We start from the raw sequence: 13,031 nt of genomic DNA on the forward strand, positions 1-13,031 counted from the left end.
AGGAGGTGTCATGAGGCTTCTGAAGGGATTGCTGGCGGCCGTGGCCGCGATGCCGTTGCTGGTGGCGGCCGAGGAGATCGGCTCGGTCTCCACGGTGTTCAAGTGGCTGGGGCCCAATGACAAGATCGTCATCGAGGCGTTCGACGATCCCAAGGTGGAAGGGGTGACCTGCTACCTGTCGCGAGCCAAGACTGGTGGCGTGAAAGGTGGCCTGGGTCTGGCCGAGGATCGCGCGGAGGCTTCCATTGCCTGTCGGCAGGTGGGGCCGGTGCGTTTCACGGCTGAGCTGAAGGATGGCGAGGAGGTGTTCAAGGAGCGCACCTCGCTGGTGTTCAAGACCATGCAGGTGGTGCGCTTCTTCGATCGCAAGCGCAACACGCTCGTCTATCTGGTCTACAGCGACCGGATCATCGAGGGCAGTCCGCAGAATGCGGTGACGGCCATTCCGATCATGCCCTGGCCGAACAAGCCCTGAGTCAACGATGGAAAGCCCGGTTCGCCGGGCTTTTTATTGCCTGGCGGATGTGCAGTGCCAAATCGCGGGCAATAAAAAACCGGCCATCAGGCCGGTTTTTCGTACAAGAACGAGCTTAGGCAGCAGCCTGGCCCAGCGCCTTGATGTGCGCGTTCAGGCGGCTCTTGTGACGAGCGGCCTTGTTCTTGTGGATGATGCCTTTGTCGGCCATGCGGTCGATGACCGGTACAGCAGCGGTGTAGGCTGCTTGAGCCTTGGGCAGGTCCTTGGCGTCGAGCGCCTTGACTACGTTTTTGATGTAGGTACGGACCATGGAGCGCAGGCTGGCGTTATGGCTACGACGCTTCTCAGCCTGTTTCGCGCGTTTTTTGGCAGAAGGTGTATTGGCCACCGTCAAGCTCCTCGGAAACTGGGGGGATACGAACAAATAAGGCCGCGAATCATGCCGATGCACTGTGGCGATGTCAAGGGCGGTTGAGTGCCCTTGCCGTGGCGGGCGACGAGCGTGCAGCGTGATTTCTTCGCTGCGCAGCTCTACACTCGCGCGCTCCGGGGCTGCCCGGGCGTCGGCTTCTGCGGTCGCGCATTCTTTCCTTCGGCCTCCTGGGATGCAAGCTTTTACGTCATGAATCTGCTCAAGTCGCTGGCCGCCGTCAGCTCCATCACCATGCTGTCGCGGGTACTGGGCTTCGTTCGCGACACCATCGTGGCACGTGCCTTCGGTGCCGGCATGGCCACGGATGCCTTCTTCGTCGCCTTCAAGCTGCCCAACCTGCTGCGGCGGATCTTCGCCGAGGGGGCCTTCTCCCAGGCCTTCGTCCCGATCCTGGCGGAGTACAAGAGCCAGCAGGGCGAGGAGGCGACCCGGACCTTCATCGCCTACGTGGCGGGGCTGCTGACCCTGGCGCTGGCGCTGGTCACGGCGCTGGGCATTCTTGCGGCGCCCTGGGTGATCTATGCCACCGCTCCCGGCTTCACCGACACCCAGGAGAAGTTCGAGCTGACCACCGACCTGTTGCGGGTCACCTTTCCCTATATCTTCCTGATCTCGTTGTCGTCACTGGCGGGTGCGGTGCTGAACACCTGGAACCGCTTTGCGGTGCCGGCCTTCGTGCCGACGCTGCTGAACGTGGCGATGATCGTCTTTGCGGTGTTCCTCACGCCTTATTTCCATCCGCCGGTGATGGCGCTGGCCTGGGCGACCCTGGCGGGCGGGCTGGCCCAGTTGCTGTTCCAGCTGCCGGCGCTCAAGCGCATCGGCATGCTCGTGCTGCCGCGCCTGAACCTGCGCGATACCGGCGTCTGGCGGGTGCTGAAGCAGATGGGGCCGGCCATCTTCGGGGTCTCGGTGAGCCAGATCTCGCTGATCATCAACACCATCTTCGCGTCCTTCCTGGTAGCCGGCTCGGTGTCCTGGATGTACTACGCCGACCGCCTGATGGAGCTGCCCTCCGGTGTGCTTGGCGTGGCGCTCGGCACCATCCTGCTGCCGTCGCTGGCCAAGACCTACGCCAATGACGACCGCACGGCCTATTCCGAGCTGCTGGATTGGGGGCTGCGCCTGTGCTTCCTGCTGGTGCTGCCCTGCGCCCTGGCGTTGGCGCTGCTCGCCGAGCCGCTGACGGTTTCGCTGTTCCAGTACGGCAAGTTCACCGCCCATGACGCGCTGATGACCCAGCGCGCGCTGATCGCCTACGCCGTCGGTCTGCTCGGGATCATCCTGGTGAAGGTCCTGGCGCCTGGCTTCTATGCCCGGCAGAACATCCGCACCCCGGTGCGTATCGCCCTGCTGACCCTGGTGGTGACCCAGTTGCTCAACCTGGTGCTGATCGGGCCCTTGCAGCATGCCGGCCTGGCCCTGGCCATCGGGCTGGCGGCCTGCCTCAACGCGGCGTTGCTGTTCTGGCAACTGCGCCGGCAGCGTCTTTTCCTGCCACAGCCGGGCTGGGGCGTGTTCCTGCTCAAGCTGCTGGTAGCGGTTGCGGTGATGGGGGCGGTCCTGGTGCTGGGCGCTGCCTGGCTGCCGGCCTGGGACAGCGGTGGCATGCCCGAGCGTCTGGCGCGGCTGATGCTGCTGGTGGTCGCCGGGGCGGGCAGTTATTTCGCCACCCTGGCGGTGCTGGGTTTCCGCCTCCGCCACTTCGCCCGACGGGCTGTCCGATAGCGGGGTTGTGCCCTCCGGAGAGCGGCTTTGCGACACGTCAGACGTGCCTGTTGTGATGGCGCGGCTGTGCGTATAATCGGCCACTTTGTGAACAAGACGTGTGCTATGCAGCTGGTCCGAGGTCTTCATAACCTGCGGCCCCGATCCGGGGGCTGCGTTGCCACAATCGGCAATTTCGACGGCGTCCACCGGGGTCACCAGGCCATTCTCAAGCGCCTGCGCGAACGCGCGGCCGAGCTGGGCGTACCCAGCTGCGTGGTGATCTTCGAGCCCCAGCCCCGTGAGTTCTTCGGCCCCGATACCGCCCCCGTCCGCCTGACGCGCCTGCGCGACAAGCTTGAGCTGCTGGCTGGCGAGGGCGTGGATTTCGTCCTGTGCCTGGCGTTCAACCGGCGCTTGCGCGAGCTGTCCGCTGCCGAGTTCGTCCATGCGGTGCTGGTGGAAGGGCTGGGCGTGCATCACCTGGAGATCGGTGACGACTTCCGCTTCGGCTGTGATCGCGCCGGAGACTTCGCCTTCCTCCAGGCCGCCGGGGAGGCCGAGGGCTTCACCGTCGAAGCCGCCGCCACCGTTGAACTGGATGGCATGCGGGTCAGCAGCACCCGTGTCCGCGAGGCCCTGGCCGCCGCCGACTTCCCGCTGGCCGAGCACCTGCTCGGGCGGCCCTTCAGCATCACCGGCCGTGTCCTGCATGGCCAGAAGCTGGCCCGGCAGCTCGGCACGCCGACTGCCAACGTGCAACTCAAGCGACGCCGCGTACCGCTCTCCGGGGTTTTCCTGGTCAGCGTGGAGCTGGATGGCCAGCGCCGGCCCGGTGTCGCCAACATCGGCGTGCGCCCCACCGTGAAAGGGGATGGCAACGCCCACCTGGAAGTGCACCTGCTGGATTTCGCCGCGAACCTCTACGACCGGCGTATCAGCGTCACCTTCCACCGCAAGCTGCGCGAAGAGCAGCGATTCGCCTCCCTGGAGGCCCTCAAGTCGGCGATCGACGCGGACGTCGCCGCAGCCCGTGCCTATTGGCAGGGCGCCCACCTTCAATGATGAGCCTGGACTGACATGACCGATTACAAAGCGACCCTCAACCTGCCGGAAACGGCATTTCCGATGAAGGCCGGTCTTCCCCAGCGTGAGCCGGAGACCCTGCAGCGCTGGGACTCCATTGGGCTCTATCAGAAGCTGCGCCAGATCGGTGAGGGCCGCCCCACGTTCATCCTCCACGATGGCCCGCCCTACGCGAACGGCGAGATCCACATCGGCCACGCGCTGAACAAGATCCTCAAGGACATCATCGTCCGCTCCAAGACCCTGGCCGGCTACGACGCGCCCTACGTGCCGGGCTGGGACTGCCATGGCCTGCCCATCGAGCACAAGGTGGAGACCACCCACGGCAAGAACCTGCCGGCGGACAAGGTCCGCGAGCTGTGCCGCACCTACGCCGCCGAGCAGATCGAGCTGCAGAAGGCCGACTTCATCCGCCTGGGTGTGCTGGGTGACTGGAGCAACCCCTACAAGACCATGAACTTCGCCAACGAAGCCGGCGAGATCCGTGCCCTGGCCGAGATGGTCAAGGGCGGCTTCGTGTTCAAGGGGCTGAAGCCGGTCAACTGGTGCTTCGACTGCGGTTCGGCCCTGGCCGAGGCCGAGGTGGAGTACAAGGACAAGCAGTCCGACGCCATCGACGTTGCCTTCCCGGTGGAAGACGCCGACAAGCTGGCTGCCGCCTTCGGCCTGGCCAGCCTGCCCAAGCCGGCCGCCATCGTGATCTGGACCACCACCCCCTGGACCATCCCGGCCAACCAGGCGCTGAACGTCCACCCCGAATTCGAGTACGCCCTGGTGGACACCGGCGCTCGCCTGCTGGTGCTGGCGACCGAACTGGTGGAGTCCTGCCTGGCTCGCTACGGCCTCGAAGGCCAGGTAATCGCCACCGCCAAGGGCGAGGCGCTGGAGCACATTCGCTTCCGCCATCCGTTCTACGAGCGCTTCTCCCCGGTCTACCTGGCCGAGTACGTCGAGCTGGGCGCCGGCACGGGCGTGGTGCACTCGGCGCCGGCCTATGGCGAGGATGACTTCCGCTCCTGCAAGAACTACGGCATGAGCAATGACGACATCCTCAGCCCGGTGCAGAGCAATGGCGTGTATGTGGCCGACCTGCCGTTCTTCGGTGGCCAGTTCATCTGGAAGGCCAACCCGGCCATTGTCGCCAAGCTGGAAGAAGTGGGCGCGCTGCTCAAGCACGAGGCGATCAAGCACAGCTACATGCACTGCTGGCGCCACAAGACCCCGCTGATCTATCGCGCTACCGCCCAGTGGTTCGTCGGTATGGACAAGCAGCCCAACCAGGGCGGCACCCTCCGCGAGCGTGCCCTGGCGGCCATCGAGCAGACCCAGTTCACCCCGGCCTGGGGCCAGGCGCGCCTGCACAGCATGATCGCCGGCCGTCCTGACTGGTGCATCTCGCGCCAGCGCAACTGGGGCGTGCCGATCCCGTTCTTCCTGCACAAGGCCACCGGCGAGCTGCACCCGCGCACCGTCGAGCTGATGGAGGAAGTGGCCAAGCGCGTCGAGCAGCAGGGCATCGAGGCCTGGTTCAAGCTGGAGCCGGCCGAGCTGCTGGGCGACGAGGCCGGTGACTACGAGAAGATCCTCGACACCCTGGACGTCTGGTTCGATTCCGGCACCACCCACTGGCACGTGCTGCGTGGTTCGCACCCGCAAGGCCACGCCAGCGGTCCGCGTGCGGACCTCTACCTGGAAGGCTCCGACCAGCACCGCGGCTGGTTCCATTCCTCGTTGCTGACCGGCAGCGCCATCGACGGCCATGCGCCCTACAAGGGCCTGCTGACCCACGGCTTCACCGTGGACGAGCGCGGCCACAAGATGTCCAAGTCCCTGGGCAACACCGTGGCGCCGCAGAAGATCAACAACACCCTGGGCGCCGACATCCTGCGCCTGTGGGTTGCGGCCACCGACTACTCGGGCGAGATGGCCGTTTCCGACCAGATCCTGCAGCGCAGCGCCGACGCCTACCGGCGTATCCGCAACACCGCGCGCTTCATGCTGGCCAACCTCAACGGCTTCGATCCGGCCCGCGACCTGCTGCCGCCGGAGCAGATGCTCGACCTCGACCGCTGGGCGCTGGACGCCGCTGCGCGCCTGCAGGACGAGATCCTCGAGGCCTATGGCGAGTACCGCTTCTGGAACGTCTACTCGAAGCTGCACAACTTCTGCGTGCAGGAGCTGGGCGGTTTCTACCTCGACATCATCAAGGACCGTCAGTACACCACCCGTGCCGACAGCGTGGCCCGTCGTTCCTGCCAGACCGCGCTGTTCCACATCACCGAGGCGCTGGTGCGCTGGATCGCGCCGATCCTGGCCTTCACCGCCGAGGAGATCTGGCAGTACCTGCCGGGCGAGCGCAACGAGTCGGTCATGCTGAACACCTGGTACGAGGGCCTGGCCCGCCTGCCGGAAGGTTTCGCCCTGGATGCGGCCTACTGGACCCGCGTCATGGCGGTTAAGGGGGCGGTCAACAAGGAGCTGGAGGCCCTGCGTTCGGCCAAGGCCATCGGTGGCAACCTGCAGGCCGAAGTCACCCTGTTCGGCGACGACGCCCTGCAGGCCGACCTGGCCCGGTTGGGCAACGAGCTGCGCTTCGTGCTCATCACCTCCACCGCTGAAGTCCGCCCGGCGGGCGAGGCGCCGGAGCAGGCCGTGGCCACCGAGGTGCCAGGCCTGAAGCTGCGCATCCTCAAGTCCGAACACGCCAAGTGCGGCCGTTGCTGGCACCACCGTGCGGACGTCGGCACCCACGCGGCACACCCGGAGCTGTGCGGTCGTTGCGTGGAGAACATCGAAGGCGCCGGTGAGGTTCGCCACCATGCCTGAGGCCCGTTTCGGTCGGCTGGGCTGGCTGCTGCTGAGCGTCCTGGTGTTCCTGCTGGACCAGGGCACCAAGTGGGCAGTGCTGGACCTGATCCCCAAGCACACCCGCATCACGGTGATCCCCGGCTGGTTCGACTGGACCCACGTCTACAACACCGGCGCTGCCTTCAGCTTCCTGGCGGACAGCTCGGGCTGGCAGCGCTGGCTGTTCGCGCTCATCGCCATCGTGGTGAGCGGCGTGCTGGTGGTCTGGCTCAAGCGCCTGAAGGCCGACGAAACCTGGCTGGCCATCGCCCTGGCCGCCGTGCTCGGTGGCGCGTTGGGCAACCTGTACGACCGCGTGGTGCTGGGCCACGTGGTCGACTTCCTCCTGGTGCACTGGCAGGACCGCTGGTATTTCCCGGCGTTCAACCTCGCCGACACCGCGATCACCCTCGGCGCCATCATGCTGGCGCTGGATATGTTCAAGACGAAGAAGTCCGGAGAAGCCGCCCATGACTGAGTCCCTCGCCACCGAGCTGCGCATCGGCCCGGACCGTGAAGTGACGCTGAACTTCGCCATCAAGCTGGAGAACGGCGACGTGGTCGACAGCACCTTCGGCAAGCAGCCGGCCACCTTCAAGGTCGGCGACGGCAACCTGCTGCCGGGCTTCGAGAACGCGCTGTTCGGCCTCAAGGCCGGTGACCGCCGCGAACTGCCCATCACCCCCGAGCAGGGTTTCGGCCAGCCGAACGAGCAGAACGTCCAGGTCATGCCCCGTGGCCAGTTCCAGGACATGGAGCTGTCCGAAGGCCTGCTGATCATCTTCAACGACGCCGCCAACGCCGAGTTGCCCGGTGTCGTGAAGGCCTTCGACGCTGACCGCGTGACCATCGACTTCAACCACCCGCTGGCCGGCAAGACGCTGTGCTTCGAGGTGGAAATCCTGGCGGTTCGCCCGCTCTGATCCGTTTCCCGACAGGGGAGGGCGGCCGGCAGGCCTGGAGGTAACAAGCATGCAGATCAAACTCGCCAACCCCCGTGGGTTCTGTGCCGGCGTTGACCGTGCCATCGAGATCGTCAACCGTGCGCTGGAAGTGTTCGGCCCGCCGATCTACGTCCGCCACGAAGTGGTGCACAACAAGTTCGTCGTCGAAGACCTGCGCGCCCGTGGCGCCGTGTTCGTCGAAGAGCTGGATCAGGTGCCGGACAACGTCATCGTCATCTTCAGCGCCCACGGCGTGTCCCAGGCCGTGCGCCAGGAGGCCGAGCGCCGTGGCCTCAAGGTCTTCGACGCCACCTGTCCGCTGGTGACCAAGGTGCACATGGAGGTGGCCCGCTACAGCCGTGACGGCCGGGAGTGCGTGCTGATCGGCCACGCCGGTCACCCGGAAGTGGAAGGCACCATGGGCCAGTACGACACCGTCAATGGCGGCGCGATCTACCTGGTGGAGAACGAGGACGACGTGGAGCGCCTGGTGGTTCGCAACCCCGAGGCTTTGTCCTTCGTCACCCAGACGACTCTTTCCATGGACGACACCAGCCGCGTGATCGATGCCCTGCGGGCGCGCTTCCCTTCCATCGGCGGGCCGCGCAAGGACGACATCTGCTACGCCACCCAGAACCGCCAGGACGCGGTGAAGCAACTGGCTGACGAAAGTGATGTGGTGCTGGTGGTGGGCAGCCCCAACAGCTCCAACTCCAACCGCCTGCGCGAACTTGCCGAGCGCATCGGCACCCCGGCCTACCTGATCGACGGCGCCGAAGACCTGCAGCAGGGCTGGTTCGCCGGTGTGCAGCGGGTCGGCATCACCGCCGGCGCCTCTGCCCCCGAGGTGCTGGTGCAGGGCGTGATCCAGCAACTGCGCGAGTGGGGCGCCGAGGTAGCGCTTGAGCTGGACGGGCGGCCGGAGAACGTTACCTTCTCGATGCCCAAGGAGCTGCGGGTCAAGGCGATCTGAGCTACGGCAGTAAATAAAAACGGGGGCTTCGGCCCCCGTTTTCATTGCCCATGAAAAATGCCGCCCATCAGGGATGGGCGGCATGGAGGGTGCGATGGATCAGTCGAAGACGATCTCCTCCCCCTCGACCCGAGCGTGGATGGCGACGCCCGGGGCGAACTGGCCGGCGAGGATCTGCTGGGCCAGCGGGTTTTCGATCCAGCGCTGGATGGCGCGCTTGAGCGGGCGTGCGCCGTAGACCGGGTCGTAGCCAACGGCAATCAGCTTGTCGAGGGCTTCCGGGCTCAGCTCCAGGCTCAGGTCGCGTTCGGCCAGGCGTTTGCGCAGGCGTTGCAGCTGGATGCTGGCGATGCCGCCGATCTGGTCGCGACCCAGGGGCTCGAACACCACGACTTCGTCGATCCGGTTGATGAACTCCGGGCGGAAGTGGCTGCTGACGGCATCCATCACCGCCGCGCGCTGGGCCTCACGGTCGCCCACCAGCTCCTGGATCTGCGCGGAGCCGAGGTTGGAGGTCATCACCACCACGGTATTGCGGAAGTCGACGGTGCGGCCGTGGCTGTCGGTCAGGCGGCCGTCCTCCAGCACCTGCAGGAGGATGTTGAAGACGTCCGGGTGGGCCTTCTCCACTTCATCCATCAGCACGACGGAGTAGGGCTTGCGACGCACGGCTTCGGTCAGGTAGCCGCCTTCCTCGTAGCCGACGTAACCCGGAGGGGCACCGATGAGGCGGGCCACGGAGTGTTTCTCCATGAACTCGGACATATCGATGCGCACCAGCGCCTCTTCGGTGTCGAAGAGGAATTCGGCCAGGGCCTTGCACAGCTCGGTCTTGCCCACGCCCGTCGGGCCGAGGAACAGGAAGGAGCCGCTGGGGCGGTTCGGGTCGGCCAGGCCGGCGCGGGAGCGGCGCACGGCGTTGGCCACGGCGACCACGGCTTCATGCTGGCCGATGACGCGCTTGTGCAGCTCGTCTTCCATGCGCAGCAGCTTGTCGCGCTCGCCTTCGAGCATCTTGGCCACCGGGATGCCGGTCCACTTGGAGACGACTTCGGCGATCTCCTCGTCGGTCACCTTGTTGCGCAGCAGCTGGTTCTCCGGCTTGCCGTGCTGGTCGACCATCTGCAGGCTGCGTTCCAGGTCGGGGATGATGCCGTACTGCAGTTCAGCCATGCGGTTCAGGTCGCCCTTGCGGCGGGCGGCTTCCAGCTCGGTGCGGGCCTGTTCGATCTTCTGCTGGATCTGGGCGGACCCCTGGACTTCGGCTTTCTCCGATTTCCAGATTTCCTCCAGGTCGGCGTATTCGCGTTCCAGCTTGAGGATGTCGTCCTCCAGTTTGGCCAGGCGTTTGATGGCGGCCTCGTCCTCTTCCTTCTTCATGGCCTCGCGCTCGATCTTCAGCTGGATCAGGCGGCGGTCCAGGCGGTCGAGGGCTTCGGGCTTGGAGTCGATCTCCATGCGGATGCGGCTGGCGGCTTCGTCGATCAGGTCGATGGCCTTGTCCGGCAGCTGGCGGTCGGTGATGTAGCGGTGCGAGAGCTTGGCGGCGGCGATGATGGCGCCGTCGGTGATGGTCACGCCGTGGTGCACCTCGTAGCGCTCCTTCAGGCCACGGAGGATGGCGATGGTGTCTTCCTCACTGGGCTCGTCCACCAGGACTTTCTGGAAGCGGCGCTCCAGGGCGGCGTCCTTCTCGATGTACTGGCGGTACTCGTCCAGGGTGGTGGCGCCGACGCAGTGCAGTTCGCCACGGGCCAGGGCCGGCTTGAGCATGTTGCCGGCGTCCATGGCGCCTTCGGCCTTGCCGGCGCCGACCATGGTGTGCAGTTCGTCGATGAAGAGGATGACGCGGCCTTCCTGCTTGGACAGTTCATTGAGCACGGCCTTGAGGCGCTCTTCGAACTCGCCACGGAACTTGGCGCCGGCGATCAGGGCCCCCATGTCCAGGGCCAGCAGGCGCTTGTCCTTCAGGCCGTCGGGTACTTCGCCGTTGATGATGCGCTGGGCCAGGCCTTCGGCGATGGCGGTCTTGCCGACGCCGGGCTCGCCGATCAGCACGGGGTTGTTCTTGGTGCGGCGCTGCAGGACCTGGATGGTGCGGCGGATCTCGTCGTCACGGCCGATTACCGGGTCGAGCTTGCCGTCTTCGGCGCGCTTGGTGAGGTCGACGGTGTACTTGTCCAGGGCCTGGCGGGCTTCCTCGACGTTGGGGTCGTTCACGGCCTGGCCGCCGCGCAGGTTGGCAATGGCGTTCTCCAGGGCCTTGCGTGTGACGCCCTGGCCGAGCAGCAGCTTGCCCAGGCGGGTGTTTTCGTCCATCGCAGCCAGCACCACCAGTTCGCTGGAGATGAACTGGTCGCCTTTCTGCTGGGCCAGGCGGTCGGCCTGGTTGAGCAGGCGGGCGAGGTCCTGGGACAGGTTCACGTCACCGGTGGGGTTCTGGATCTTCGGCAGGCCATCGAGTTCCTTGGTCAGGCCCGCCCGCAGGGCGGCGATGTCGAAGCCCACCTGCATGAGCAGAGGTTTGATGGAGCCGCCCTGCTGGTCGAGCAGGGCGAGCATGAGGTGCAGCGGCTCGATGGCCGAGTGGTCGTGGCCGACGGCCTGGGATTGGGCGTCGGACAGCGCCAGTTGGAGTTTGCTGGTCAGTCGATCTATGCGCATGGGGCAGTCCTTCCTCTAAGGGGCGGGCTGGGGCGATGAGCGCCCCGAAGACGATGAGCTCGCCGGGATGCAGTGTAGATAAGGACGATTCTGGGCGATTCAAGGTGCCCGGCCTTGATGCAGGTCAGTGGCTCAATCGGCCAGCCAGACGAGGCTCGCGAAGCGCCCGGTGCGGGAGGCGCGGCGGTAGGAGTAGAAGCGCGGGTCGCTGACGGTGCAGAAACCGCCGCCATGGACCGCAGTGATGCCACGGGCGGCGAGGCGGATGCGGGCGAGGGCGTAGATATCCGCCAGGTAGCGGCCGGCATTTGCGCTGGGGCGGAAGGCGGTGTCTGCTTCGGCGTGCTGGGCGATGAAGGCGTCGCGAACCTCCGGGCCGACTTCGAAGGCTTCCGGGCCGATGGCCGGTCCGAGCCAGACCAGGATCTGGTCCGCCGGTGTGGCCAGTGCATCCAGCGTGGCTTCCAGTACGCCGTTTGCCAGGCCGCGCCAGCCTGCATGAGCGGCTGCGACACGGGTGCCGTCGCGGTTGCAGAAGAGCGCGGGCAGGCAGTCGGCGGTCATCACCAGGCTGGCGATGCCGGGGGTCTGGCTCCAGCTGGCGTCAGCCGTCTCTACGCGGGAGGGATCGGCTTCGACCACGCGGGTGCCGTGTACCTGGCTGAGCCAGGCGGGCTGGCAGCCGAGGGTGGTCGTGAGCTTGAGGCGGTTGCTGGCGACGGCGGCGGGGTCGTCGTCGACGTGGTCACCGAGGTTGAAGCTGTCGTAGGGCGGAAGGCTGACGCCGTCGGCGCGGGTGGTCACGCAGGCCCTGACCCGCGCGGGAGCGGGCCAGTCGGGCGTGAGCCAGCCCGTCATCAGACGAAGGACTCGTTGTCCTGCCGCAGCAGGGTCAGCAGCCAGACGAAGTCATCGGGCAGCGGGGATTCCCACTTCATGCGATCACCGGTTTCCGGGTGGTCGAGTTCCAGGAAGCGGGCGTGCAGCGCCTGGCGGGGAAATTCTTTCAGCGTCTGTACCAGGGTCGGGCTCGCTGCCGGCGGAATGCGGAAGCGGCCGCCGTACACCGGGTCACCTACCAGTGGGTGGTTGATGTAGGCCATGTGCACGCGGATCTGGTGGGTGCGGCCGGTCTCCAGCTTGACCCGGGTGTGGGTGTGGGAACGGAACCGTTCCAGCACGCGGTAGTGGCTGACGGCCTGCTTGCCACCAGCCACCACGCCCATGCGCTGGCGCTGCTGGGAGCTGCGGCCGATGGGCGCGTCGACCTTGCCACCTGCGGTGATCACGCCGACGACGATGGCTTCGTAGATGCGGCTGACGGTCCGGGCCTGCAACTGGGCGACCAGCTTGGTGTGGGCTTCGAGGGTCTTGGCCACCACCATCAGGCCGGTGGTGTCCTTGTCGAGGCGATGCACGATGCCGGCCCGGGGCACGTTGGCCAGGTCGGGGGCATGGTGCAGCAGGGCATTGAGCAGGGTGCCGTCCATGTGGCCGGCCGCCGGGTGCACCACCAGGCCGGCGGGCTTGTCCAGCACCAGCAGGTGGTCGTCCTCGTAGACGATGTTCAGCTCGATGTCCTGGGCCACCCACTCGCCCTGGGACTCCAGCTCGGCATCGAGCGCCAGCACGGAACCGCCATAGACGGTGTCGCGGGGGCGGAGCACCTGGCCGTCCACGGTGAGTCGCCCTTCCTTGATCCAGGCGGACAGGCGGGAGCGGGAGTGTTCGTCGAAGAGTTGTGCGGCAACCTGGTCCAGGCGTTGCCCGCCCAAATCGGACGGCACCTCGGCACTCAGTTGGATGGCCTGTTTGTTGGTCGGGGACATGCTCGAAAACGGCGGGGCGCAGCCTTTGGTTTCGGCCACGCGCTTGTGGTTAAATACGGCGTCTTTGTCC

The 13,031-nt window shown here is 66.3% G+C and carries 11 protein-coding genes; 7 read left to right on the forward strand and 4 right to left on the reverse strand.

What is annotated here, in order from left to right; all coding sequences use genetic code 11:
- Positions 1-10 precede the first annotated feature (10 nt).
- Entirely contained in the window at positions 11-475 is a 465-nt protein-coding gene (locus BM198_RS23995) for a CreA family protein (protein WP_044410397.1), read from the forward strand.
- A gap of 115 nt (positions 476-590) precedes the next feature.
- On the opposite strand, the gene rpsT is transcribed toward BM198_RS23995, so the two are convergent.
- Positions 591-866, reverse strand: coding sequence for a 30S ribosomal protein S20 (gene rpsT / locus BM198_RS24000; RefSeq protein WP_028629627.1), 276 nt, complete (start codon positions 864-866; stop codon positions 591-593).
- Positions 867-1,100: 234 nt separating this feature from the next.
- Between rpsT and murJ the strand changes: the two genes are divergently transcribed.
- The 6 genes from murJ to ispH all read left to right on the forward strand — a co-directional run bounded on the left by murJ (position 1,101) and on the right by ispH (position 8,468).
- The gene (murJ, locus tag BM198_RS24005) at positions 1,101-2,639 is read left to right on the forward strand and encodes a murein biosynthesis integral membrane protein MurJ (RefSeq protein ID WP_074972988.1); all 1,539 of its coding nucleotides are present in this window, start codon (positions 1,101-1,103) and stop codon (positions 2,637-2,639) included.
- A 105-nt stretch (positions 2,640-2,744) separates the two neighbouring features.
- Positions 2,745-3,683: a bifunctional riboflavin kinase/FAD synthetase gene (gene ribF, locus BM198_RS24010; protein WP_044410386.1), complete on the forward strand. Its 939-nt coding sequence runs from the start codon at positions 2,745-2,747 to the stop codon at positions 3,681-3,683.
- A 15-nt stretch (positions 3,684-3,698) separates the two neighbouring features.
- Positions 3,699-6,530, forward strand: a complete 2,832-nt coding sequence (gene ileS, locus BM198_RS24015; RefSeq protein ID WP_074972989.1) for an isoleucine--tRNA ligase — start codon at positions 3,699-3,701, stop codon at positions 6,528-6,530.
- A complete protein-coding gene (gene lspA / locus BM198_RS24020) occupies positions 6,523-7,029 on the forward strand; it encodes a signal peptidase II (protein WP_074972991.1) in 507 nt (168 codons plus the stop codon). The genes ileS and lspA overlap by 8 nt, the downstream gene beginning before the upstream one ends.
- On the forward strand, positions 7,022-7,474 hold the full coding sequence (locus tag BM198_RS24025) for an FKBP-type peptidyl-prolyl cis-trans isomerase (RefSeq protein WP_074972993.1): 453 nt from the start codon (positions 7,022-7,024) through the stop codon (positions 7,472-7,474). The genes lspA and BM198_RS24025 overlap by 8 nt, the downstream gene beginning before the upstream one ends.
- A gap of 49 nt (positions 7,475-7,523) precedes the next feature.
- A complete protein-coding gene (gene ispH, locus BM198_RS24030) occupies positions 7,524-8,468 on the forward strand; it encodes a 4-hydroxy-3-methylbut-2-enyl diphosphate reductase (RefSeq protein ID WP_044410372.1) in 945 nt (314 codons plus the stop codon).
- Between the two features lie 99 nt (positions 8,469-8,567).
- Here ispH and clpB read toward each other — a convergent pair whose 3' ends face one another.
- The 3 genes from clpB to rluD form a co-directional block, all read right to left on the reverse strand.
- Positions 8,568-11,132 (reverse strand): ATP-dependent chaperone ClpB, encoded by a 2,565-nt coding sequence (clpB, locus tag BM198_RS24035; RefSeq protein ID WP_074972995.1) that lies wholly within the window; start codon positions 11,130-11,132, stop codon positions 8,568-8,570.
- A gap of 132 nt (positions 11,133-11,264) precedes the next feature.
- Entirely contained in the window at positions 11,265-11,990 is a 726-nt protein-coding gene (gene pgeF / locus BM198_RS24040; protein ID WP_074972997.1) for a peptidoglycan editing factor PgeF, read from the reverse strand.
- Positions 11,990-12,961: a 23S rRNA pseudouridine(1911/1915/1917) synthase RluD gene (gene rluD / locus BM198_RS24045; RefSeq protein ID WP_044410847.1), complete on the reverse strand. Its 972-nt coding sequence runs from the start codon at positions 12,959-12,961 to the stop codon at positions 11,990-11,992. Before rluD ends, pgeF begins: the two co-directional genes overlap by 1 nt.
- Positions 12,962-13,031: the final 70 nt, after the last annotated feature.

The organism is Metapseudomonas otitidis (assembly GCF_900111835.1).
Lineage (GTDB): Bacteria > Pseudomonadota > Gammaproteobacteria > Pseudomonadales > Pseudomonadaceae > Metapseudomonas > Metapseudomonas otitidis.

Coding starts and splice junctions, on each gene's coding strand:
- BM198_RS23995 (WP_044410397.1), top strand. CDS start 11: ATGAGGCTTCTGAAGGGATTGCTGGCGGCCGTGGCCGCGATGCCGTTG.
- murJ (WP_074972988.1), top strand. CDS start 1,101: ATGAATCTGCTCAAGTCGCTGGCCGCCGTCAGCTCCATCACCATGCTG.
- ribF (WP_044410386.1), top strand. CDS start 2,745: ATGCAGCTGGTCCGAGGTCTTCATAACCTGCGGCCCCGATCCGGGGGC.
- ileS (WP_074972989.1), top strand. CDS start 3,699: ATGACCGATTACAAAGCGACCCTCAACCTGCCGGAAACGGCATTTCCG.
- lspA (WP_074972991.1), top strand. CDS start 6,523: ATGCCTGAGGCCCGTTTCGGTCGGCTGGGCTGGCTGCTGCTGAGCGTC.
- BM198_RS24025 (WP_074972993.1), top strand. CDS start 7,022: ATGACTGAGTCCCTCGCCACCGAGCTGCGCATCGGCCCGGACCGTGAA.
- ispH (WP_044410372.1), top strand. CDS start 7,524: ATGCAGATCAAACTCGCCAACCCCCGTGGGTTCTGTGCCGGCGTTGAC.
- clpB (WP_074972995.1), bottom strand. CDS start 11,132: ATGCGCATAGATCGACTGACCAGCAAACTCCAACTGGCGCTGTCCGAC.
- pgeF (WP_074972997.1), bottom strand. CDS start 11,990: ATGACGGGCTGGCTCACGCCCGACTGGCCCGCTCCCGCGCGGGTCAGG.
- rluD (WP_044410847.1), bottom strand. CDS start 12,961: ATGTCCCCGACCAACAAACAGGCCATCCAACTGAGTGCCGAGGTGCCG.